Source organism: Amycolatopsis speibonae (assembly GCF_042647925.1).
In the GTDB taxonomy this organism is placed as follows: Bacteria; Actinomycetota; Actinomycetes; order Mycobacteriales; family Pseudonocardiaceae; genus Amycolatopsis; species Amycolatopsis speibonae.
Genome location: NZ_JBHRWK010000044.1, coordinates 161,325 through 182,692 on the forward strand (window position 1 = coordinate 161,325; position 21,368 = coordinate 182,692).

At 69.0% G+C, this 21,368-nt stretch carries 21 protein-coding genes; 3 read left to right on the forward strand and 18 right to left on the reverse strand.

Translation table 11 applies throughout. The features are described 5' to 3' along the window. Positions 1 to 46: 46 nt before the first annotated feature. Genes ACFOSH_RS26865 through dnaG form a run of 3 tightly spaced genes read right to left on the reverse strand, consistent with a single transcriptional unit; the run spans position 47 to position 3,267 of the window. Positions 47 to 811, reverse strand: a complete 765-nt coding sequence (locus ACFOSH_RS26865; protein ID WP_378241839.1) for a trans-aconitate 2-methyltransferase — start codon at positions 809 to 811, stop codon at positions 47 to 49. Between the two features lie 33 nt (positions 812 to 844). Continuing rightward, positions 845 to 1,357 (reverse strand): hypothetical protein, encoded by a 513-nt coding sequence (locus tag ACFOSH_RS26870; RefSeq protein ID WP_378241840.1) that lies wholly within the window; start codon positions 1,355 to 1,357, stop codon positions 845 to 847. A gap of 2 nt (positions 1,358 to 1,359) precedes the next feature. Continuing rightward, complete coding sequence (dnaG, locus tag ACFOSH_RS26875) at positions 1,360 to 3,267, reverse strand: DNA primase (protein WP_378241841.1); 1,908 nt, start codon at positions 3,265 to 3,267, stop codon at positions 1,360 to 1,362. A gap of 42 nt (positions 3,268 to 3,309) precedes the next feature. Between dnaG and ACFOSH_RS26880 the strand changes: the two genes are divergently transcribed. After that, positions 3,310 to 4,248 carry a sigma-70 family RNA polymerase sigma factor gene (locus ACFOSH_RS26880; RefSeq protein ID WP_378241842.1) on the forward strand — a complete coding sequence of 313 codons (939 nt, stop codon included), beginning with the start codon at positions 3,310 to 3,312 and terminating at the stop codon, positions 4,246 to 4,248. 10 nt (positions 4,249 to 4,258) lie between these two features. Here ACFOSH_RS26880 and ACFOSH_RS26885 read toward each other — a convergent pair whose 3' ends face one another. The 13 genes from ACFOSH_RS26885 to ACFOSH_RS26945 all read right to left on the reverse strand — a co-directional run bounded on the left by ACFOSH_RS26885 (position 4,259) and on the right by ACFOSH_RS26945 (position 18,567). Then, complete coding sequence (locus tag ACFOSH_RS26885) at positions 4,259 to 4,825, reverse strand: carboxymuconolactone decarboxylase family protein (RefSeq protein WP_378241843.1); 567 nt, start codon at positions 4,823 to 4,825, stop codon at positions 4,259 to 4,261. A 150-nt stretch (positions 4,826 to 4,975) separates the two neighbouring features. After that, the gene (locus ACFOSH_RS26890) at positions 4,976 to 6,778 is read right to left on the reverse strand and encodes a glycosyl transferase (RefSeq protein WP_378241844.1); all 1,803 of its coding nucleotides are present in this window, start codon (positions 6,776 to 6,778) and stop codon (positions 4,976 to 4,978) included. 9 nt (positions 6,779 to 6,787) lie between these two features. Continuing rightward, positions 6,788 to 7,864 (reverse strand): serpin family protein, encoded by a 1,077-nt coding sequence (locus ACFOSH_RS26895; RefSeq protein WP_378241845.1) that lies wholly within the window; start codon positions 7,862 to 7,864, stop codon positions 6,788 to 6,790. Positions 7,865 to 8,508: 644 nt separating this feature from the next. Further along, a complete protein-coding gene (locus ACFOSH_RS26900) occupies positions 8,509 to 9,777 on the reverse strand; it encodes a deoxyguanosinetriphosphate triphosphohydrolase (protein WP_378241846.1) in 1,269 nt (422 codons plus the stop codon). A 40-nt stretch (positions 9,778 to 9,817) separates the two neighbouring features. Further along, entirely contained in the window at positions 9,818 to 10,471 is a 654-nt protein-coding gene (locus ACFOSH_RS26905) for a YdcF family protein (protein ID WP_378241847.1), read from the reverse strand. Positions 10,472 to 10,503: 32 nt separating this feature from the next. Beyond that, the gene (locus ACFOSH_RS26910; RefSeq protein WP_378241848.1) at positions 10,504 to 11,109 is read right to left on the reverse strand and encodes a response regulator transcription factor; all 606 of its coding nucleotides are present in this window, start codon (positions 11,107 to 11,109) and stop codon (positions 10,504 to 10,506) included. Further along, entirely contained in the window at positions 11,106 to 12,302 is a 1,197-nt protein-coding gene (locus ACFOSH_RS26915; RefSeq protein ID WP_378241849.1) for a sensor histidine kinase, read from the reverse strand. The genes ACFOSH_RS26910 and ACFOSH_RS26915 overlap by 4 nt, the downstream gene beginning before the upstream one ends. 15 nt (positions 12,303 to 12,317) lie before the next feature. Continuing rightward, positions 12,318 to 13,046, reverse strand: a complete 729-nt coding sequence (locus ACFOSH_RS26920; RefSeq protein ID WP_378241850.1) for an ABC transporter permease — start codon at positions 13,044 to 13,046, stop codon at positions 12,318 to 12,320. After that, positions 13,043 to 13,975: an ABC transporter ATP-binding protein gene (locus tag ACFOSH_RS26925; protein ID WP_378241851.1), complete on the reverse strand. Its 933-nt coding sequence runs from the start codon at positions 13,973 to 13,975 to the stop codon at positions 13,043 to 13,045. Before ACFOSH_RS26925 ends, ACFOSH_RS26920 begins: the two co-directional genes overlap by 4 nt. 478 nt (positions 13,976 to 14,453) lie before the next feature. Then, entirely contained in the window at positions 14,454 to 15,842 is a 1,389-nt protein-coding gene (locus ACFOSH_RS26930) for a glycine--tRNA ligase (protein ID WP_378241852.1), read from the reverse strand. A 234-nt stretch (positions 15,843 to 16,076) separates the two neighbouring features. Next, positions 16,077 to 16,751, reverse strand: coding sequence for a class F sortase (locus ACFOSH_RS26935; protein ID WP_378241853.1), 675 nt, complete (start codon positions 16,749 to 16,751; stop codon positions 16,077 to 16,079). Positions 16,752 to 16,859: 108 nt separating this feature from the next. Further along, positions 16,860 to 17,489, reverse strand: a complete 630-nt coding sequence (locus ACFOSH_RS26940; protein ID WP_378241854.1) for a class F sortase — start codon at positions 17,487 to 17,489, stop codon at positions 16,860 to 16,862. A 7-nt stretch (positions 17,490 to 17,496) separates the two neighbouring features. Then, positions 17,497 to 18,567 (reverse strand): hypothetical protein, encoded by a 1,071-nt coding sequence (locus tag ACFOSH_RS26945; protein WP_378241855.1) that lies wholly within the window; start codon positions 18,565 to 18,567, stop codon positions 17,497 to 17,499. Between the two features lie 224 nt (positions 18,568 to 18,791). Here ACFOSH_RS26945 and ACFOSH_RS26950 point away from each other — a divergent pair, with 224 nt between their 5' ends. Beyond that, a complete protein-coding gene (locus ACFOSH_RS26950) occupies positions 18,792 to 19,175 on the forward strand; it encodes an ArsR/SmtB family transcription factor (RefSeq protein WP_378241856.1) in 384 nt (127 codons plus the stop codon). 2 nt (positions 19,176 to 19,177) lie between these two features. After that, positions 19,178 to 19,591: a Fur family transcriptional regulator gene (locus ACFOSH_RS26955; protein ID WP_101606092.1), complete on the forward strand. Its 414-nt coding sequence runs from the start codon at positions 19,178 to 19,180 to the stop codon at positions 19,589 to 19,591. A 37-nt stretch (positions 19,592 to 19,628) separates the two neighbouring features. Here the strand turns inward: ACFOSH_RS26955 and ACFOSH_RS26960 are convergent, their stop codons facing one another. Both ACFOSH_RS26960 and ACFOSH_RS26965 read right to left on the reverse strand, forming a co-directional pair. After that, the gene (locus ACFOSH_RS26960; protein WP_378241857.1) at positions 19,629 to 20,348 is read right to left on the reverse strand and encodes a TIGR03943 family putative permease subunit; all 720 of its coding nucleotides are present in this window, start codon (positions 20,346 to 20,348) and stop codon (positions 19,629 to 19,631) included. Beyond that, positions 20,345 to 21,361 (reverse strand): permease, encoded by a 1,017-nt coding sequence (locus tag ACFOSH_RS26965; protein WP_378241858.1) that lies wholly within the window; start codon positions 21,359 to 21,361, stop codon positions 20,345 to 20,347. Before ACFOSH_RS26965 ends, ACFOSH_RS26960 begins: the two co-directional genes overlap by 4 nt. Positions 21,362 to 21,368: the final 7 nt, after the last annotated feature.

Genomic DNA, 21,368 nt, shown 5'->3' on the forward strand with positions numbered 1-21,368 from the left:
CCCGAGACGAACCGAGGGGCCCTTCGCCGGTGGCGGAGGGCCCCTTTCACGGCACGACGGCGACCACGAAGACGCGCCGGAACTCGAACCAGGTGGTCCCGTCGGGGCGCGGCGGGTAGGCCTCGTCCAGCTTGCGGGCGATCTGCGCGCGGAAGTGGTCCCAGTCGGCTCCAGGGAGGGCCTCCTTGACCGGCCGCAGCGAGGTGCCGGTGATCCATTCGAGCACGGCGTCCGCCCCGGCCAGCCGCTGCAGATACGTCGTTTCCCAGGCGTCGACGGCGCATCCCGCGTCGGCGAGCAGGGCGCCGTAGCCGAGCGGGCTGTCGACGGCCTCGTTCTCCCGCAGGACGACGTCGGCCAGGCGCGGGGCCCACTCTTCGGTGCGCGCGAGGTCGCGAACCAAGGCGTGCGACGGGGCGTCGAAGTTGCCGGGAACCTGGAACGCGAGCGTCGCCCCGGACGGCAGGAGATCCACCCAGCGACGGAGCAGGACCCGGTGTTCCGGGACCCACTGGAGCACGGCGTTCGAGATGACGACGTCGGTGTCCGGTTCGGGCACCCAGTCGTTGACGTCCAGCACCCGCGCGTCGACGCCCCGCGAGCGGGCGGCCTCGACCATTTCGGGTGAACTGTCACTGGCCTCGATGATCGCGTCCGGCCAGCGTTCCGCCAGGTCTGCCGTCAGGTTCCCGGGGCCGCAGCCGAGGTCGGTGACCCGGCGGGGCTTCTCGGCCGGAATCCGGCCGATGAGGTCGTAGAACGGCCGGGCCCGCAGGTCGGCGTAGTCGAGGTATTTGACCGGATCCCACATGGCGCCTCCCAGCGATACAGTACGAGCGTACTGCTAGCCGCGTGGGTTGGCCAGTTTCTCCGCCGCTTCCTCGGCGATCGCCTTGACCACGTCGACGTCCGTGCCCGGATCGGGCCGCACCTGCAGCACCGTGCCGTCCTGGCCGGGAACCTTGCGTTCGACGAACCACGCTCCCCCGGTTTCGAGGTCCTTGCGGTGCCGCCCCCGGACCGAGCCGTCGACACGCTGCCTCACCAGGATCGGGACCTTGCCCGGCTGGGCGAGCCGGAACCGGACCGGGGCCTTGTCGGCCAGCAGCACGGCCTTCCCCGAGGTCCCGACCTCCTCGGACTCGGTCAGCGTGAACACCCCGTCGGACCACGCGGCCTTGCCGACGAGATGCCAGCCGACCCGGCGCGGTCCCGGGATCCACAGCCCCAGCGGCGTGACCAGCAGATATCCGCCGCCCTCGACCGCCGCGCTCCCGACGATGTGTTCGCCGTCCGCCAGCGAGCCGTCGAAATCCGCCGGGACACGGTCACCCATCAGGTGACGCAGCCAGCCCATGCTCAGTCCAATCCGCCGATGGCCTGGTCCTTCAGCGCTCGCCGGTACTGCTCGAGCGCGACGAGATCGCCGAACAACGCGCGGTAGTCGTCCGGCGCTTCGACCGGGGAAAGCCGCTGCAGCTTCGACTTGATGTCGTTGATCTGGCGGCCGACCAGGCTTTCCTGCACCGCCGCGAGCTGCGCGGAGATGTAGCGCGAGTCGACAGCGCCCTTGGTGCCCAGCAGTTCGACCGAAAGCTCGCTGAGCACGCGCCGCACCGTCCCCTGCGGACAGTGCGGGGCCGCCGCGTCGAGCAGGGCGGGCCCGGTCAGCCCGGAACCCGCTCCTCCGGCGGCCAGCAACGCCTTGTGGATGGCGATGTAGACCGGGTGGGTGAACGCGTCCTCGGGGAGCGCGTCGTACTCCGCCCCGGCGAGCATCGGCTGCTGCAGCGCCGCCTTGAGCGCCTCACGCTGCGCGGTGAACCGCGGATCGCCGGGCGCGGGCCTCGGCAGGTCCTCCTCGACGGTGGCCGTGGCCGCCTGGGCGGGCCGCCGGACCTCGACGGTGGAGGAGCGTTTCGCCGTGGCCCCCGCGCTCCCGCGGACCCGGTTCACCACCTGCGCCGCGTCCTGCCAGCCGACCCACCAGGCGAGTTTCGACGCGTAGCCGTCGCGGCTGGCGCGGTCCTTGATCCCGGCGACCATCGGGACGGTCTTCTGCAACGCCGCGACCTGCCCGTCGACGGAGTCGAGGTCGAAGGCCTTGAGCATGCTTTTGATCGCGAATTCGAACAGCGGGATCCGCCGCGCGACCAGGTCGCGCACCGCGGTGTCGCCCTTGGCGAGCCGCAGTTCGCAGGGGTCCATGCCGTCGGGGGCGACCGCGATGTAGGTCTGCCCGGCGAAGGTCTGGTCGCCTTCGAAGGCCTTCAACGCCGCCTTCTGACCGGCTTCATCACCGTCGAAGGTGAAGATCACTTCGCCGCGGAAAGCGTCGTCGTCCATCATCAGCCGCCGGAGGACCTTCATGTGGTCTTCGCCGAACGCCGTCCCCGACGACGCGACGGCCGTCGGGACCCCGGCGGCGTGCATCGCCATCACGTCGGTGTAGCCCTCGACCACGACGACCTGGTGCCGCTTCGCGATCTCGCGTTTGGCCAGGTCGAGGCCGAACATCACCTGCGACTTCTTGTAGATCGGCGATTCCGCGGTGTTCAGGTACTTCGCCGAGACGCGGTCGTCGTCGTACAGGCGCCGCGCGCCGAACCCGACGACCTCGTTGCCGACGTCGCGGATGGGCCAGAGCAGCCGCCGGTTGAACCGGTCCATCGGCCCGCGCTGCCCTTCCTTGGCCAGCCCGGACGTGAGCAGTTCCTTGACCTCGAACCCGCGGTTGAGCAGATGTTTGGTGAGCTTGTCCCAGCCCGCGGGCGCATACCCACAGCCGAACGTCTGCGCGGCGGCCGCGTCGAAACCCCGTTCGGACAGGAAGTCCCGCGCCGCGCGCGCGTCCGGGGTGAGCAGCTGCTCGGCGTAGAACTCCTGGGCCGCGCGGTGTGCTTCGATCAGCCGGGCGCGGGTGCCGCGATCGCGCTGGACACTTCCGCCGCCGCCTTCGTAGGTCAGCCGGAAGCCCGCGCGATCCGCGAGCCGCTCGACGGCCTCGACGAACGAGATCAGGTCCATCTTCTGGATGAACTTGATCACGTCACCGCCTTCGCCACAGCCGAAGCAGTGGAAGGTGCCGTGGGTCGGGCGCACGTTGAACGACGGGGTCTTCTCGTTGTGGAACGGGCAAAGCCCCTTGAGGCTGCCGCCGCCGGCGCTGCGCAGCGCCACGTAATCACCGATGACCTCGTCGATCCGGTTGCGCTCGCGCACCTCCGCGATGTCGCTCTCCCGAATCCGTCCTGCCACGTTCACCACTCTAGGCCGTGCTCGCGGAGCACTGTGCGGCACACTCGGGGAATGAGCACCGCCCTGGACGAACTCGCCGGGAACTTCGCCACTCTGCGTCCCCATCTGGTGTCGGTCGCCTACCGGCTGACAGGCGCGCTGTCCGACGCCGAGGACGCGGTCCAGGAGTCGTGGCTGCGGTTGAGCGGCCTCGACGAGCGCCGCCGCTCGGCCATCGAGGACCACAAGGGCTGGCTGACCACCGTCGTCAGCCGGATCTGCCTCGACAGGCTGCGCTCGGCGGTGGTGCGCCGCGAGCGGTACGTCGGCGAGTGGCTGCCGGAACCGGTACTCGGCCCGCTGGGCACGCCGGCGTCGGAGGACCCGCTGACGGTCGCCGTCCGCGACGACGGGATGCGGATGGCGGCGATGGTGGTCCTCGACCGGCTGACCGCCGAGCAGCGCGTCGCGTTCGTCCTGCACGACGCGTTTTCGGTGCCGTTCGGCGAGATCGCCGAAATCCTGGGCTGCACGGTGGAGGCCGCGCGCCAGCACGGTTCCCGCGGCCGCCGCGCGGTCGCCGACGCCGACCCGCCGCCCCGGACGGCGCTCGCCGAACAGCAGCAGATCATCGAGAAGTTCATGACAGCGATGCTCACCGGCGACATCCAGGCGGTGGCCGAGGTGCTGCACCCGGACGTCGTCCTCGTCGGCGACGGCGGTGGCAAGGCGCGCACGGCGGTGCACACGGTCACCGGGTTCGACAAGGTCACCCGGCTGTTCCAGGGACTCATGCGGATGTACGACCCGGCCGGGATCGAGCAGGCGCGGCTCGCGCTGGTCAACGGCGACCTCGGGCTCTACATCCCGCCGCAGTCCGCTTCGGAGCAGTATCGGGCGCTCGACGAGCATGTCGACGCCTTCGTCATCCGTGGCGGGAAGATCGTGGCGATCTACGACATGGCGAACCCGGACAAGCTCACCACCGCGCGGAGCCGCGCCGGTTCCTGACCGCGTTCAGTCAGGGAAGCGGGATCTGGCAGGCATCGCCCGAGGTGAAGCCTTGCGCGGTGATGTCGAGCGCGCTGTTCATCCGGGCACGCATGTTCTCCAGGCCGATCTGGTAGGTCAATTCGATGACGCCCTTGCGGCCGAACTCGCCTTCCAGCTCGGCGACCTGCTCGTCGGTGACGGTCACCGGGCTCTCGGTCATCGCGTCGGCGTACGCGAGCGCGAGCCGTTCCTGCGCGGTGAAGGCGGGCGACTTCGCGTAGTCGTCGATGTTCTTCAGCCGTTCGATGTCGAGCCCTTCGTGCAGTTGCAGCATGGTCCCGAAATCGATGCACCACGAGCAGCCGAGCCGGGTCGCGACGCGGTACACGGCCAGCTCGCGCACGTTCGACGTCAGTGTCTTGCTGGCCTTCTCCGCCAGCATCTCGTGCACGCCGTTCGCCCGGAGCAGCGCCGGGTGGTGCGCGTAGACGGCCATCGGCTCGGGCACGGCACCGAAGCGCTTCCCGGCGAACTTGTAGATCAGCTTCAGCAGGAAGCCGGCATCGGCGGTCTTGACGACGGGAATACGCGGCATGGTGTCCTCCTCGTGCGGTTGCGAACACCAGGTGGACGAGACGGCCCGCGCGGACGTGACAGGCGCTCCCCGGTGACGTGCACCACCCCGCCTTTTCGATCACGGTCCGTTCCCCGGCATCTCCGCATTCAGAGGACGAAACGCAGGGCGTCAGGGGGTGATCGTCCGGACGTCCCAGACCCAGACACCGTCGACGAACTCGGCGGGCTTCCGCAGCAGCAGGTCCACGGTGGCCCGGAAGGCGTCCTGGTGCTCGCGCGGGATCAGCACGAGGACGTCTGCGTTCCAGTACCGCAGATCCTCCAGCGCCTGCACCCGCTGCGACTCGGTGATCGTCGCCGGCACCCCGGTCTGCTTGATCTGGTCGAAGATGATCGACGTCGGCCGCTGGATGGCGCCGTAGCGACCGCGTTTGTCCTCCGGGCCGCTCGGGCCGACGAAGTAGCCCTCCGGCATCGAATAGCCGAGCCCCGCGTCGATCTGCCAGTGCAGCGGTTCCGATTCGCCGGAACTCGGCAACGGCACGGGCACCACGGTCCCGCCGGGCGCGACGTAGGACCGCCAGGTGCCGTCGGCGAGGAACTTCGGTGTCGGCGGCCGCTCCTTCACGATCAGCTGCGTCGGCGCGATCGGCAACAGGACGGCGATGACGACGCCGATCCACACCAGCCGCAACGGGAATCGCCGCTCCCCCGGCACTTCGGGCAGCTTCGACGCGACCGTGTGGACGCGTTCGGTCGCCAGGGCCAGCAGAGCGCCGATGAGCGGGATGCAGCCCATCGCGAGCCGCGATTCCAGCAGGGATTCGAACAGCGGCAGTTCCGACAGGATCTTCCACGGTCCCGGGATCCCGGTTTCCTCGTGCACCACGACGAGTTGCACGCCGAGCGAGAGCCAGGCCATCACGAACATCGAGATCGCCAGCGCCCGCGCGAACACCTCGCGCCACAGCCAGACGGTGATGACCACCATCAGCACGATCAGCGGCCAGCCGAAGAAGGCGTTCTCCTCGGTGCGGTTCATCGACACGTCCGCGGCGGCCTGCGCCTGCCCGGCGACGGACTGCGTCGCGAACCGGGTGAAGGCGGCCGTGTCGTTCCCGACGGGGCCGTGTTCGATCGCCTGATAGCTCTGCGGGCCGAAGAACTGCCACCACAGCGGGAAAGCGCACAGCACGAGTGCCACGAGGACACCGATGCCGACACCGATCCCCAGCGGTTTCGCCATCGGCGGGAACTCGCGGTAGTTCGTCGCGAAGTAGCCGATGGCGAAGATCGCGAACGCCATCGCGAAGATCAGCAGCGGCTCTTCACCGAGGAAGACCTGGTACGCCGCCAGCAGGCCGAGGAAGATCCCGTTGCGGACCGGACGCTCACCGCGCGCGATCTTGAAGACCAGCAGCGCGATGAACGGCAGGACGAACCACGCGACGAAGTTCGGGTGCGCGTTGCCGTGCGAGATCATCGGCGGGGCGAACCCGACGAACGCGCCGCCGATGGCCGCGCCGACCCGGTGGGTGACCAGATGCCGCGAAAAGACCCAGTACCAGGCCGCCGCCGTGCCGGCGAGACCGCCGGTGAGCGCGATGGCCCAGGTGAGCGTCGGACCGAAGACGAGCGTGATCGGCGAAAGCGGGATGCCGATGCCGAGCATGGCCGTGTTGGCCATCAGGTTCACACCGAGCGGATGGTTCTGGAAGTGCGAGCTGAGCGGGTTCCTCAGATGCAGCACGTTGTCCGCGGTGACGGAGAAGAACCACTCCCACAGGTTCTGGTCCGACGCGCTGTTCCAGAGATAGCCCTCTTCGAGATCGAGCCAGAGCCCGTTGTAGAGCAGGAAGGCGAACAACAGGAAGCCGCCCATGATGGCGGCGTCGGCGGCGGCGAACCGGCGGGGTCTCGTGGGAGTCTCGTCAGCCTCCACGGCAGCCGCCTCAGCCTGGAAAAGACTCACTGACCATCCTCACGGCTCGACAACGCGGGCGAGAAAGTAGATCACACCCGTCGAGGCGTGCCTCACGAGCAGAAGGAAGGGACGATCGACGGCGACTTCCAGCGGCTCCTCGACCATGATCGACGTCAGCCGCATCAGCACCGCCGTCGCCGCGGCGCCTTCGAGACCCTGTTCGTCGATGCGGAGCACGGACTGGTGGACGACCTCGGACACTTCGATCCGGTCGTCGTCGGCGAGCCCGGTGAGATCGGCGGCGGCGGTGAACATCGTCCGCACGCCGAGTTCCTGCAGTTTCGCCGTCAGCGGGCTGTCGACGTCCAGGTCGAGTTTCGGCAGTGACAGGGCGAGCGTCTTGGACCGCGTGTTCTCCAGCAGCCTCGCCAGCTTGCCCGCGTCGAGCTCGGCGTCGTCGAGGTCGCCGTCCGGCAGCAGGATGATCGCCTCCACCCCGCCCTCGGCACCGAGGCGGACGACCTGCCAGCCGTCCTCGTGGGTGTGGTCGAGCTGTTTTTCGAGCCACATCGTCGGCACCGTACGGGCACCGGACGGCGCGTGGAAGTCCGCGGGCGCGGTGTTGTCACGCGAGAACGGATTGGTCCAGGCGGTTTTGAGATACAGCGCGTTGACGATCGCGGCGACGGTGTCCCGCGCGACCGTTCCCGGCTTGAGCAGCTCGGGGATCAGTTCGCGGGTGGCCTCCGCCACATCGGCGTTGATCAGCCGCCGCGCGGCCTCCGGATCTTCGCCGAACGGGGCGCTCTCGACCTTGCCGCCCGGCCACGTGGCGAGCTCCTCGCGGAAGGACTCTTCGAGCGTGAGCCCGTCCCAGGCCCAGAGCGTGTTCGCGACCGCTAGTTCGGGGCCGTCGTCGAGCAGCGACGAGGCCTTGCCCAGCAGGTCGGCGAGCTCGTCCGGATCGCCGAGCAACGCGATCAGTTCGTCTCTGGTCTCGCCCTTGGCGGCCTGCGTCACCAGACCGAGCGCGCTCGCGATCGAGTACGGCGAGAAGCACGCGTTCTCCGCGCGGCTCGCCAGCACCCGATAGAGGTCCAGACCAAACCGGAGGTGGCTTTCGACAGCTCCCATGCCGCAGACCGTACCGTGCACGGGCCCGTCCGTCTCCTGTCCGAAAGTTCCCCTCTTTGTTCCAGGGGTGACGCGTCGGCGGCGTGGCGCGGAAGCCACTTTTGGCTTGGGTGACCGCCGCGCTTCTCTCTTGCAGTACAGGAAGGCCCCCTTCAGGTACTTGGGGAAGGTGTGAAGGTCGAGTTTCCTCGGCTGAGCCGCGTGAAGGGGGCCTTCACGGACTACCCGACCACGGCGGCGCGCACGAAGGCACCCTTCGCACGGCTCAGCCACAGAAGCGACGTCTGTGAAGGCCTCCTTCCCTACCTTCAGGGTAGGGAAGGAGGCCTTCACGGACCGTACCGCTCACGACCCACCCTGACCTGTGCCTTCCCGCGCCACGGCTCGATGGTCGTGAATGTCTTAGGCACTGCGGTTGATGCGGGTCCGGACCGGTCTTTGCCCACCTACCGCTGACCTGCGCGAAGATGGCGATTCAGGAGAGTGCCGGGCCGACGATGCAGGAATCAGGACGTTGAATGTCCCGATTCCTAACATCGTCGAACGTCCTGAATCCTCCACACTCGACCGCCGGCCACACCAGTGGGTAAGCAAATACGGATCCGCCAGAACGACCCAAAACACTCACGACCCAATCGTGCGACTCAGCCGTGGCGGCCGGTGTGCCAGGCATGCCACGCGTGCGCCTGCGCGTCCGTGAGCGAAGCCACCTGGTCGACGACCACGCGCAGGCGAGCCGCGTCGTCCGGGGCTGCCTCCCACGCGGGCAGGAACAGGCCGTCCAGCGCGTCCGGCGCCCGGCGGCACAGCGCCCCGGCCAGTTCGGCGAGCGTCTGGCGCTGGCCGTCCTGCATCGCGAGGCGCCGCCTGTCGCTCATCACGTACCGCAGCGCGAGCGCCTTGAACAACGCGACCTCGGCCGCGACCTGCTCCGGGATGACCAGCCGCGCGGCGTAGCGGCTCAGCGGGCCTTCGCCGTACACCTCCCTCGTCGCGCCGACGACCGCCGTCGCGAACCGGCCGACCAGTTCACTCGTCAGCCGCTTCAGCGCGACCTGTGCCTTCAGTGATCCGTCGAGTCCCGGTTCGGTGAGTTCCGCGACCACGGGCAGGTCGAGCAGTTCCTTCGCCGCACCCTCCAAAGTGGACTGCGACTGGTCCGAGAACCTCCGCGCCGCCTCGGCCACCGCCGCGCGCTCCTCGGCGTCGGCCAGTACCCGCAACGAGATCCGGCCGGCCAGCACTCCGTCCTCGACGTCGTGCACGGAGTACGCGACGTCGTCGGACCAGTCCATGATCTGCGCTTCCAGACAGGTGCGGCGGTCCGGCGCACCTTCACGGACCCACGCGAACACCTCGGTGTCGTCGGCGTAGACGCCGTACTTCGGATTGCCCACTTCACGTGGCCACGGGTACTTCGTGGAGGCATCGAGGCAGGCTCGGGTGAGGTTCAGCCCGCCGACGGCCCCGTCTTCGAGCAGGACCTTGGGCTCCAGCCTGGTCAGGATCCGCAGGGTCTGCGCGTTGCCCTCGAAACCGCCGCACGACTGCGAGACCTCGTTCAGCGCGCGCTCGCCGTTGTGCCCGAACGGCGGATGCCCGATGTCGTGCGCGAGCCCGGCGGTGTCCACCAGATCCGGGTCCGCGCCCAGTTCGTCCGCGATGCCGCGGCCGATCTGCGCGACCTCCAGCGAATGGGTCAGCCGGGTGCGTGGCACACCGCTGACCTCGGCGCCTTCACCGGGACCGACCACCTGGGTCTTGCCCGCCAGCCGCCGCAGGGCCGCCGAGTGCAGCACCCGCGCGCGATCGCGGGCGAAGGCGCTCCGCCCGTCCTCGGCGCCTTCCAGCGCCGCGCCCTTGGGCCGCTCGGGCAGCAGACGCGCCCTGTCGGCCTCGGTGTAGGTGTCCACGCGACCAGCTTAAACGCGATCACCGACACTTACCGCCGCGTCAGACCTCGCCGGTACCGAACAGAGTGTCCGCCGGGGACTTCGTGAGGCGGTAGTACAGCAGCGCGCCGGTCTCACGGACGATGTAGTGCACCTGCGTCTCGCGGGTCTGCACGATCGGGCCGCGATGGGTGGGCGACGTCCAGGCCTCCAGCCCGAGGTCGTCGGCCATCACCCGCGCGCGGAACGAATGCCACGGGTCGCTGACCAGCACCGCGGTCTTCCAGCCCCGCTTCTGCACCTGCTCGGCGACAGCGCGCAAGCTGCGCAGGGTGTCGCTGCCTTCGCCGACCGGCAGTGTCGCCGACTCGGGCACGCCGCGTTTGCGCAGCCACTGCGCCCCGGCCTGCGCCTCGGTGTAGTTGTCGTCGGCCCGTTTGCCGCCCGCGGTGACGATGACCTTCGCGACGCCCTGTTCGTACAGCGTCTTCGCCTTGGCCAGCCGCGACTGGAAGACCTCCGACGGCCTGCCGTTGTACTGGGCCGCGCCGAGCACCACGATCACGTCGGCCTGATCGCGCACGTCTTCCCGCGCGACCTGCCAGACCCGGAACGCCGTCCCGCCGATCACCGCGACGACGATCAGCAGGAACCCCGCGAGGATCCGGCGCACCCGATTCGCGCGGGTGGGCTTGGTCCGTTCGGCGGTACTCACGGGGGTGATTCTCGCAGAGCGGCGAGACGATCTCAGAGCCAGCCGTGCTCTTCCGCGAGCCGTACCGCCTCGGCCCGGGTCCTCGCCCCGGTCTTGCCGATCGCGGCCGAAAGATGGTTGCGCACGGTGCCTTCGGAAAGGTGCAGCGCAGCGGCGATACCGGCCACCGTGCTGCCGTCCTTGGCCGCCTTGAGGACGTCGTGCTCGCGTCCGGTGAGCGGGCTCGCGCCGGTGGCGAGCGATTCGGCGGCGAGCGCGGGATCGACCACCCGCAGTCCACTGTGGACCCTGCGGACGGCGTCGACGAGCTGCTCCGGCGGGGCGTCCTTGACCACGAACCCCGCCGCGCCCGCCGCCATCGCCCGCGAGAGGTAGCCGGGTCTGCCGAAGGTGGTGCAGATGATGATCCGGCACGACGGCAGCGCGCCGTGCAGCTCGGCGGCGGCTTCGAGACCGTCCTTGCCCGGCATCTGGACGTCGAGCAGCGCGACGTCCGGGGCGGTTTCCTTCGCCCGTTGGAGCACTTCGTCGCCCGAGCCGACCTGGGCGACCACCTCGATGTCGGTTTCGAGGCCGAGTACGGTGGCCAGCGCCCCACGCACCATGGCCTGGTCGTCGGCGAGCAGGACCCGGATCACGCGCAGCCTCCAGCGGGTTCGGTGAGCGGCGCACGCGCGCCGCTCCGCACGGCGGACTCCGGTACCTCCGCGCGGACGAGCCATCCTCCCCCAGGAGGCGCGGTGGCGGTCAAGGTTCCGCCGACAGCGTCCAGTCGTTCTTTCAGCCCGCGCAGCCCGTTCCCCGCCGCGACCTCGCCGCCTTCGCCGTCGTCCTCGATCTCCAGCCAGGTCTTGCCGAGCCGGACCCTGACCCGCTTGGCCCCGGAATGCCGGAGCACGTTGGTGACCGCCTCCCGCAGCACGTAACCGAAGGTCCGCTGCAGGGCGGGTTCGACGTTGTCCACCGCGTGCGGCAGGTCCGCGTCGATCTCGGCCGCCCGCAGCGCCGCCCGCGCCCCGGCGACCTCCGCCGAAAGCGACACCTCGCGATACTCGGAGACCGTGGCGCGGATGTCCGAGAGCGCGCTGCGGGTCAGGCTCTCGACCTCGCTGATCTCCTGCAACGCGCGGGGATCGTCCTTGCCGCTCTCCAGGATCCGGCGGGCGAGCCCGGCCTTGACCGTGATGGTGGTGAGGCTGTGGCCGAGGATGTCGTGCAGGTCCCGCGCCAGCCGCTCCCGCTCGCCCGCCACCGCGAGCGTCGCGATCTCCTGGTTCGCCGCTTCCAGCCTCCGCACCGCGCGGACAAGGTTCGCCATGAAGAACATCGCCGCCGTGATCGAAGTGGCCGCCACCAGGTCGCCGAAGTCGTCCTTCCCGATGACCAGGTGGACGGCCAGAACCAGCAGCAGGGCCCCGCCGTCCAGGATCACCGCCCACGCCGGCGGCAAGGTGAACGACAGCACCGCCGTGGCGTAGATCAGGATGTACGGGTTGTTGTCGTGCAGGAAGACCAGGGCGAGGCCGACGAGCAGCATCAGCACCGAGAAGACGTAGGTCGTCTTCCGCCTGGACGGCCGGAAGGTGAGCGGGAACAGCACATAGCATGAGCCGTAGACGATCAGGAGAGCGGCGATCACCAGCTCTTTCCCGGTCGCCCCGTCGGTGGCCAGATCGACCGCCGCGGGGACGAGGGTCGGCAGGACGAAGGCGATCCCGAGGATCGCCCACCGTCCCGGCCGGGGGCCCCTGCCGGTCCGCGGTGGCATGTCCGACCACCAGTTCGCCCGGCTGTTCAAGCCCGTCTTCACCCTGCCCGGGTAGTCGTTCACCGGTTCACCCTTTTCTCAGACCCGCGCACTGTCTTTACGGTAACGCCTGCCCACCAGCGCCCCGAGGACCACGGTCCACGCCGCCAGCACACCGAGCGCGGCCGGGAGGCTCACCGTCAGATGGTCGGTGACGACCGGGCGGACCAGCTGGATCAGCCAGTACGTGGGCGTCACCTGGGCGATGTCGGCCATCCACGACGGCATCCCGTCGATCGGGATCCACAGGCCACCGAGGAAGCCCATGCCCATCGTGACGATCATGTTCATCGGCTGCATCGACTCCGGGGTGCCGAACTGGCCCAGCAGCAGGCCCAGAAGCACCAGCGGGATCGCGCCGAGCCAGATGCCGAACACCAGCCGCAGCCAGCCCGAGGCGTCGAGGTGGACGTCTTGGAAGAGGACGCCGATGAGCGGCACGAGCAGCAGCGACGGGAGGGCGACGAGCATCGCCGAGAGCGCCTTGCCGCCGAGGTAACCGGAGCCGGTCAGCGGGGTCAGCCGCAGCTGGCGCTGCCAGCCCGTGGACCGCTCGATGGCCAGTTTCGCGCCGCTCGTCATCGCGGCGGAGAAGGTGCCGAAGGCCATCATGTTGACCATGATCACCCCGGAGATGTTCACGCTGGCCGAGCTGAAAACGTTGCTCTGCAACAGGAACATCAGTACCGGGAAGGCGACGGCGAAGAGGACGAACCGCGTCGAACGGAAGGTGCGGACGATCTCGGTCTTGAGATAGGTCGGGTTCATCGGACGGCTTCCTCGGTGTCTTCGGTGCTGTCAGTGGTCAGGGACAGGAAGGCGCCTTCGAGGCCGACGGCGCTGATCTCGATGTCGTGCGCTTCGGGGACTTCGGTCATCAGAGCCCGCAGCGTGGTGTCGGAATCGGAACTGGAGATGGCGACGCGGCCGCCGCGGAGTTCGAAACCGGTGATCGCGGGCAGCCCCGCGATCACCGGCTCCGCCGCCGCGGGCACCGCCGCGCGGATCGTGCGTCCCCCTGCCAGCGCACGCACCTGCGCGACCGAACCGTCCGCGACGATCCGCCCCGACCGCATCAGCACGACACGGTCGGCGAACTCTTCGGCCTCTTCGAGATAGTGGGTCGCGAACAGGACCGTGCGACCGGAGTTCGTGTACTCGTACATCGACTTCCAGAACTCGCGGCGTGTGCCGACGTCCATCGCGGCGGTCGGCTCGTCGAGGATCAGCAGATCGGGGTCGCTCACCAGCGCGACCGCGAACCGCACACGCTGCTTCTGCCCGCCGGAAAGCCTGGTGGAGCGCCGGTTCGCGATGTCCTCGATCCCGGCGCGGCGCAGCGCCTCGCGCACCGGCATCGGCTTGCGGTGCAGCGCGGCGACCATGCCGACGGTCTCGGCGACCGTGAGATCCTCGACGAGCGCGCCGCCCTGCAGCATCGCGCCGATCATCCCGTCGCCGACGGCGTCGCCCGGCTTCCGGCCGAAGACGGCCACGGTGCCGCTGTCGGGCAAGGTGAGACCCAGGATCATGTCGACCGCGGTGGATTTGCCCGCGCCGTTGGGGCCGAGGAGGGCGACCACCTCGCCCGGCGCGATCGTGAGGTCCACGCCGTCGACGGCATGGACGTCGCCATAGTGCTTACGCAGACCGGAAAGTCGTACCGCCGCCCCCGCGGTGATGTCTTGTTCTCGCATGCCCAAAGCATGTCGCGCCGGGGCGTTCCGGCCTTGGGCCGCGCGTCACGACCTGAGGGTGACAGTTGTCAGGGGTGCGAGCCCGGGTGTGAAGCCCCATCCTTTCGCCTGGCGCAAGGAAGGGGCCTTCAAGTACTTACCGGTAGGCAGAAGTGCTCCAGCGGGTGGCTGCGACGACCCGACACTCTCCTGAATCGCCACCTTCACTCAGGTCAGGCGTAGGTAGGCAATACAGGCCGGTTCTCTTGAGGGGTAAGGCAAACGTGGCGTGAAGGGAACCTTCCCCGCATGCGTGCGACGAAAGTCCCCTTCATCCCGACCGACAAGACGCCTTCGCCTTTCGGCCCGATAACCGGCCTAGCCACTCACGAGACCCCGGAAGCGCGAGCCGCCACTGGGTCACCAACGCCATGAAAGGTCCTTTCCTTGCGAATTTCGCAAGGAAAGGACCTTTCATGGCATCAGCCGAGCGGGGTGGTCAGGCGCCGATCAGGCGGCCCGCCAGGTAAGACTCCAGCTTGTCGATCGCGACCCGCTCCTGCGCCATGCTGTCGCGCTCCCGCACGGTCACCGCGTGGTCGTTGAGGGAGTCGAAGTCGACGGTGACGCAGTACGGCGTCCCGATCTCGTCCTGGCGCCGGTAGCGGCGGCCGATCGCGCCGGCGTCGTCGAAGTCGACGTTCCAGTGCTTGCGCAGCGTCGCCGCGACGTCGCGTGCCTTCGGCGTGAGGTCGGCGTTGCGGGACAGCGGGAGGACGGCGACCTTGAACGGCGCGAGCCGGTAGTCCAGCTTGAGCACCGCGCGGGTGTCGGTGCTGCCCTTGGCGTTCGGCACCTCTTCCTCGTGGTAGGCGTCGACGAGGAACGCCATCATCGACCGGCCGACACCGGCCGCGGGCTCGATGACGAACGGGCGGAACCGCTGCTTCGTGGCCTGGTCGAAGAACGACAGGTCGACGCCGGAGTGGTTCGAGTGCGTCGTGAGGTCGTAGTCGGTGCGGTTCGCGATGCCCTCGAGCTCGCCCCACTCCTGGCCCGCGTTGAACGCGAAGCGGTACTCGATGTCGACGGTGCGCTTCGAGTAATGGGAGAGCTTTTCCTTCGGGTGCTCGTAGAGGCGGAGGTTGTCCGCCTTGATGCCGAGGTCCTTGTACCACTCGGTACGCGCGTCGATCCAGTACTGGTGCCAGGTCTCGTCCTCGCCCGGCTCGACGAAGAACTCCATCTCCATCTGCTCGAACTCGCGCGTGCGGAAGATGAAGTTGCCCGGCGTGATCTCGTTCCGGAACGACTTGCCGATCTGGCCGATGCCGAACGGCGGCTTCTTGCGCGCCGCGGTCTGCACGTTGAGGAAGTTGATGAAGATGCCCTGCGCGGTCTCCGGGCGGAGGTAGTGCACGCCTTCCTCGGACTCGACCGGGCCGAGGTAGGTCTTCAGCATCATGTTGAAGTCACGCGGCGCGGTGTACTGCCCGCGGTTGCCACAGTTCGGGCACGGGACCTCGGACAGGTCGTCCTCCGACACCTCCTTGCCCGAGCGGGCGGAGAAGTCCTCGGCCAGCTGGTCGGCGCGGAACCGCTTGTGACAGGAGAGGCATTCGATCAGCGGGTCGGTGAAGACGTCGAGGTGACCCGACGCGTTCCAGACCTGGCGCGGCAGGATCACCGAGGAGTCGAGGCCGACGACGTCGTCCCGGCTCTGCACCACGGTCTTCCACCACTGGCGCTTGATGTTGTCCTTGAGTTCGACACCGAGGGGCCCGTAGTCCCACGCCGACTTGGTACCGCCGTAGATCTCTCCACACGGGAAAACGAAGCCTCGACGCTTGCACAGGCTGACGACGGTCTCAATGGTGTTGGCGGGCACTCCACGCTCCGAAGCATGCGGGGACGGGTATCGGACTAGAACGACAAGCCTAACCGCAGGGTCGTCCATCGCGGCTGCCGGGACCGCGCTGCCAGGGCGCCGGCCATCGAGAACAACTCCCGTTGTCGTGAAAGGTCGCCCTGCCATCGCGATCCCGGAGCCTGAAGGCCGAAAGAGCCGCGACTTCAAAAGATCAAAAGACCTGGGTCGCGGTGGCTTCGGTGGTGGCCGTGGTCAGGGCCGGCTGACCAACGAGGCGGTGACGATGCGGTTGTCTTCGTAGCCGTCGGTCCCGCCGACGTACTCGCCACCACAGGTGACCAGCACCAGCCGGTGCGGCCCGTCCGGCCCGAACAGCTTTTCCGACTGCTCGGCCAGCTTCGTCTTGTGCACGGTGACGATCTCGCTGATCTTGTAGACCCACTTGCCGCCGTCGGTGTCGACGAGAGCGACCTCCTGGCCGGTCTTGAGCCGCCACAGTTCGTCGAACGGGCCCTTCTTCCCCTTCCAGTTCACGTGCCCGGAAAGCAGGGACGCGCCCTGGTCGGCGCCCAGTTTCGCGCCCCACCAGGTGGCTTCGTCGAGGCCCTCGGGGATGGGGAGGGTCCCGTCGGCGGTCAGTTCCTTGCGGATCAGTTTCGCCGTGCCACCACCGGGAAGTTTGACCGTGCCGGGGGCCTGGCCCGTCTCGACAGGGGCTTCCGCGGACGTCTGCCCCGCGGACGTGTTCGCCTGGTCCTGAGCGGCCGCGACGACCGGATCACTCTTTCCGGTGAAAACCAGGACGGCGACCACGGCCGCCACCACGAAGATCGCGGCGGAGGCGAGGATCCACCCCAGGCTGGAGCGCTTCTTCGGCTGCTCCTCGCCCGCCGCGGCGGTGTCGTCCACGTCAAACTGTCCCACCATCGGGTATTACTCCTTGCTCGCGTCAAGCCGCCGGAGCGGCCGGTGTCGCTAGACACGCGACGCGAGCCCAAGTGGGTTGCACCGACTTCTCGCGTTTCGGGCGGGTAGTCAGGCGGGCGGGCCGGAGACGGGAGTGGCGACGACGACGCGGTTGTCCCGGTAGCCGTCGGTCCCGCCGAGGTAGTCGCCACCGCAGGTGACGAGCACCAGCCGGTGCGGCCCGCTCTGCGCGAACAGCTTCGCCGCCTGCGCGGGCAGATCGTTCTTGTGCACGGTGACGACCTCGCGCACGCGGTAGACCCAGATCCCGCCCGCCGCGTCGCTGACGCCCACCTCTTGGCCTTCCCGCATCCGCCACAGCTCGTCGAACGGGCCTTTGACGCCGCCCCAGTTGACGTGCCCGGAGATCAGCGCCGTACCCGCTTCGGCACCGAGCCGCGCACCCCACCAGGCCGCGTCGCCGAGCCCGCGTGGGATCGGGAGGGTGCCGTCGGAGTTGACCTCGGAGCGGACGAGCTTCGCCGATCCGCCTTCGGGCAGGCGGATGGTGCCGGGTCGCTGACCGCGCTTCGCGGTGTCGGCGGGCAGCACCAGGGGGGCGCCGTCATCCCCCGGCATGACCGCGGGTTCCGCCACCGGGACAACGGGTTCCGGCGGGATCCAGGTCAGCACGATCACGCCCGCGGAGATGGCGAGCGCGGAGACGACGGCGGCGAGTCCCGCCGGCCAGGTCCGCACGAGGCCGCTACTTCTCCCGCACCGGAACGGGCTTGCGACGACGGAACAGCAGCATGGCCGCGACGCCGATCACGATGCCGCCGCCCAGCAGCCCGAGCCCGACGACGGTCCGCGTCGAGTCCTCGACCTGCGGCGGGATGCCGCCCGCGGGGACCGTTCCGGGCACCGCCGGCTGCTCGGGTGCCGCACCCGGTCCGGTGCCACCGGCGGGCTTCGCCACGAAGTTCTTCGGGATCGCGCAGCTCACGCCGCCGAGCACGATCGTCGTGCGGGCCTCGCGCAGATCCTTGCCCGCCTCGTCGCGGACGTGCGTGACGATGTCCAGCTTCCAGCCCGCCACCGCGGTCACGTCGCCGTTGCGCCAGCCGTTCTGCCGGATGAGCTGGTCGAAAGCGGTCACCCGGGACACGGTCAGGTCGGAGGTGGTCTTGTCCTTGCTGGGGCTCTCGTTGGCGACGAGCGACGGCGGGCCGAGCTTGAGGCCCTTGACGTCGACACCCGAAGCGCCGGACGGCTTCAGCGCGCCGTTCTCGTCCCGCACCCAGATCTTGCCGACGCTCGTCGACGACGTCGCCTTGCTCGGCGAACTGCAGTCGACGGTGCTCTTCGCGCCTTCGAGTACCAGCACGGTGTTGTCGGCGGGCTTCGCGCCGCCGCGCCCGTTGTCGATCAGGGCGTAGTTGCTCTCCGCGACCGCTGTCGGGACGGTGGTCTGCTGCAGCGCGGCGAGCACGTTGTGGTCGCGGCTGGCGATCCCGGCCGGGTACGGGCTGTCGGCACCGTAGCGGCCGAGGTTGATGTCCCATTTCTTGCCGAAGGTATTCCGCTCGCCGTCGTCACGGGGCACGACGATGCGATCCGGGGAGAGTTTCGATTGGCCGGGCGTCAGCGGTGAACGCTGGGTCTCGGTGATCAGCGATCCCGGGTTCCCGATGCGCACCGACGCGACGTTCGCGAACGACACGGGGCCGGTCTTCTCATCGACGGCCTGCGTCGTCTGCGCCGAGGCCAGCCCCGGGGCAGACGCCAAAGCGAAGGCCGCCGTCGCGGCGGCCAGCTTCGTCACGAAACGAGTCATGTCTCCCCACTGCCCTCTCCAGCCCTCGCGACAACCTTGCACCGTTGACGACCACATGCGAAGTGGAATGGTCATTTCTTCGCGAAGTCACCCGAATGGAGCAGTAACGTGGCCGCCAAGTGGTCGCCCGGTCGGCGAACAGACCCACCCGGGCGGGAACACTAAGATGGACTCGACTGTTACTGGCAATGACTTCGGAAATCATGATGGACATGGAGGCGGCGATGGCTACGGTGACCCCGGACTCTGCCGCCCCTGGCGTCACGGAAGACGCCGGACCGCACTCGACGGCCCGCCCCCTCGCCGAACCTGCCGCGTCGGCCTCGGCCGCCGCCCTCGCGGACGCCGGAGACCTGCTCAGGGCCCTCGCCGCGCCCGTGCGCATCGCCATCGTCCTGCAGCTGCGTAACGCGGACAGGTGCGTACACGAATTGGTGGACACACTCGATGTCGCGCAGCCGCTGATCAGCCAGCACCTGCGGGTGCTCAAGACGGCGGGTGTCGTACAGGGTGAGCGACGCGGCCGCGAGGTGGTGTACCGGCTGGTCGACGATCACCTTGCGCATATCGTGGTGGACGCCGTAGCCCACGTTCAGGAGGGGAAGTGAGCATGAGTCCGACGACGGCCAACAGTTCCGCGCCGGTGCCGGGCCGCCGGTCGACGAAACAGCGGGCCGCCGTGGTCGAGCTGCTCAAGGCGATCGACGACTTCCGTTCCGCCCAGGAACTGCACGACGAGCTGCGCAAACGCGGCGACGGCATCGGGCTCACCACGGTGTACCGGACGCTGCAGTCGCTCTCGGAGGCCGGCGAGATCGACGTTCTGCGCACCGACACCGGCGAGGCCATCTACCGGCGTTGCTCCTCGCACCACCACCATCACCTGGTGTGCCGCCTCTGCGGGAGCACCGTCGAGGTGGAAGGGCCCGCCGTCGAGCGCTGGGCCGAGAAGATCGCTTCGGAGCACGGGTTCTCCGACATCAGCCACACCGTGGAGATCGTCGGGACCTGCTCGAACCACTGACGCCTGGCGCGTGCCCCGTGCCGGAGACATCCAGGCCTCAGTACTCGTAAGGGTCCTTCGGCGCCGGCACCTGCCGTACCGAAGTGAGCGTCAAGTCCGGCATGTAGCTGTTCGCCCGCACCGCCGTACCCGGCACGACGGTCCCGGTCACCTCCAGCCACGTGTCGTCGCCGAAGCCCGACACGCCCTCGCCCACCAGCCGCACGGTGATCGGGTAGGCGTCGGCCGCGCAGCAGCCGATGACCATCCTGGCCAGCATCGTGTTGCCCTCGTTGTGCACGACGAACCCGGACAGCCGCACCGTGCGCCCGTTCAGGGTCCCGCTCTTGTCCCAGCCCGCCCGGCTGACGAAGTCGTTGACCTCCAGCGGCACCACGTCACCGGCCGGCAGCGGCGGAAAGGCGGCCGCGTTGCTCGCGGAGGCGCTTTGCGGCGCTCTGGCCTCGGTCCGGTTCACCGAGTCGGCGCCCAGCGCGGGCGGCGCGACCAGGAAGACGGCCAGCACCGGCACCATCAGCAGCCAGGCCGAACGCGTGTTGTGGTCGTGCGCGTGAACCTCCAAAGCGGCGGTGGCCCGCGCGGCCAGCAGGTCGCGAAGGATCGCGATCGCGCCCAGGGCGACCATGATCGCGCCGCCCGCGATGATCCACGGCTGCTGCGCGGGTTTGACGTAGCGCAGGTAGTCGCCGTTGATCGTGATCTTGAGCAGCGCGCCGCCGAGCAGGATCAGCAGGATGTTCTGGGTCTCGCGTTTCACGCGCCACCTCCCAGGATCAGCACGCCCGACACGACGGCGCAGGACAGCGCGACGACGAACGTCACCGGCGCGAACCGCAGCGCGAACGACTTGCCGAAGGTGCCGGTCTGCAGGGCGAACAGCTTCACGTCGATCGCGGGCCCGACCACGAGGAACGCCAGTTTCGGCAGCAGCGGCATCGCGGTCAGCGACGCGGCGACGAAGGCGTCGGCCTCACTGCACAGGGCCAGCACGACGGCGAGCACGGCCATCACCAGCACCCCGAGCACGATCTGCTCCCCCAGCACGCCGAACCACCTGGCGGGCACCAGCACGTTCATCGCGGCGGCGATCATCGCGCCGAGCACGAGGAACCCGCCTGCCTCGACCAGGTCCGCCCGCGCGGTCTCGGCGAAGGTCTTCCAGCGCGAACCGTGCTGGACGTCCGGCATGCGCCGCAGCGCCCGCTCCGCGATCCAGTCGAGCTTGCCCCACTTCGCCCACAGCCAGCCCATGACCATCGCCGTGGCGAGCGAACCGGCGAACCGGGCGAACACCATCTCCGGGTTCCCGGGGAACGCCACCGCCGTGGCGACCAGCACCACCGGGTTCACCGCGGGCGCGGCCAGCAGGAACGTCAGCGCGGCCGCGGGCGCGACACCCTGGCCGATCAGCCGCCGCGCGACGGGCACCGAAGCGCATTCACACCCCGGCAGGGCGACCCCGGCCAGCCCCGCGACACCGACCGCCGCGCCGGCCCGGCGAGGGAGCACCTTCTCCAGCACCCGCGCGGGCACGAACGCCGCGATCGCGCCGCTGATCAGCACTCCGAGCACCAAGAACGGCAGCGCCTGTACGCAGACGGCGACGAACACCGTCGAGCCGGTCCGCAGCGCGGGCACGTCGAACACCTGCTGAAGCCAGCTCTGCCCGAGGATCGCGATCAGCAGGATCGCGCAGAGCACCTCGATCGAGGTGATCTTGAACCGCCGGACCGGCTTCTTCTCCGGGGCGCTCTTGGAAATGGTTTCCATGCGCGAA

Bases quoted from the DNA above. Each gene is read 5' to 3' on its own strand.
- ACFOSH_RS26885 (WP_378241843.1), bottom strand. From the start codon at position 4,825: ATGCCGCGTATTCCCGTCGTCAAGACCGCCGATGCCGGCTTCCTGCTG.
- ACFOSH_RS26965 (WP_378241858.1), bottom strand. From the start codon at position 21,361: ATGGAAACCATTTCCAAGAGCGCCCCGGAGAAGAAGCCGGTCCGGCGG.
- ACFOSH_RS26895 (WP_378241845.1), bottom strand. From the start codon at position 7,864: ATGGGAGCTGTCGAAAGCCACCTCCGGTTTGGTCTGGACCTCTATCGG.
- ACFOSH_RS26865 (WP_378241839.1), bottom strand. From the start codon at position 811: ATGTGGGATCCGGTCAAATACCTCGACTACGCCGACCTGCGGGCCCGG.
- ACFOSH_RS26945 (WP_378241855.1), bottom strand. From the start codon at position 18,567: ATGACTCGTTTCGTGACGAAGCTGGCCGCCGCGACGGCGGCCTTCGCT.
- ACFOSH_RS26955 (WP_101606092.1), top strand. From the start codon at position 19,178: ATGAGTCCGACGACGGCCAACAGTTCCGCGCCGGTGCCGGGCCGCCGG.
- ACFOSH_RS26925 (WP_378241851.1), bottom strand. From the start codon at position 13,975: ATGCGAGAACAAGACATCACCGCGGGGGCGGCGGTACGACTTTCCGGT.
- ACFOSH_RS26935 (WP_378241853.1), bottom strand. From the start codon at position 16,751: ATGGTGGGACAGTTTGACGTGGACGACACCGCCGCGGCGGGCGAGGAG.
- ACFOSH_RS26870 (WP_378241840.1), bottom strand. From the start codon at position 1,357: ATGGGCTGGCTGCGTCACCTGATGGGTGACCGTGTCCCGGCGGATTTC.
- ACFOSH_RS26950 (WP_378241856.1), top strand. From the start codon at position 18,792: ATGGCTACGGTGACCCCGGACTCTGCCGCCCCTGGCGTCACGGAAGAC.
- ACFOSH_RS26920 (WP_378241850.1), bottom strand. From the start codon at position 13,046: ATGAACCCGACCTATCTCAAGACCGAGATCGTCCGCACCTTCCGTTCG.
- ACFOSH_RS26880 (WP_378241842.1), top strand. From the start codon at position 3,310: ATGAGCACCGCCCTGGACGAACTCGCCGGGAACTTCGCCACTCTGCGT.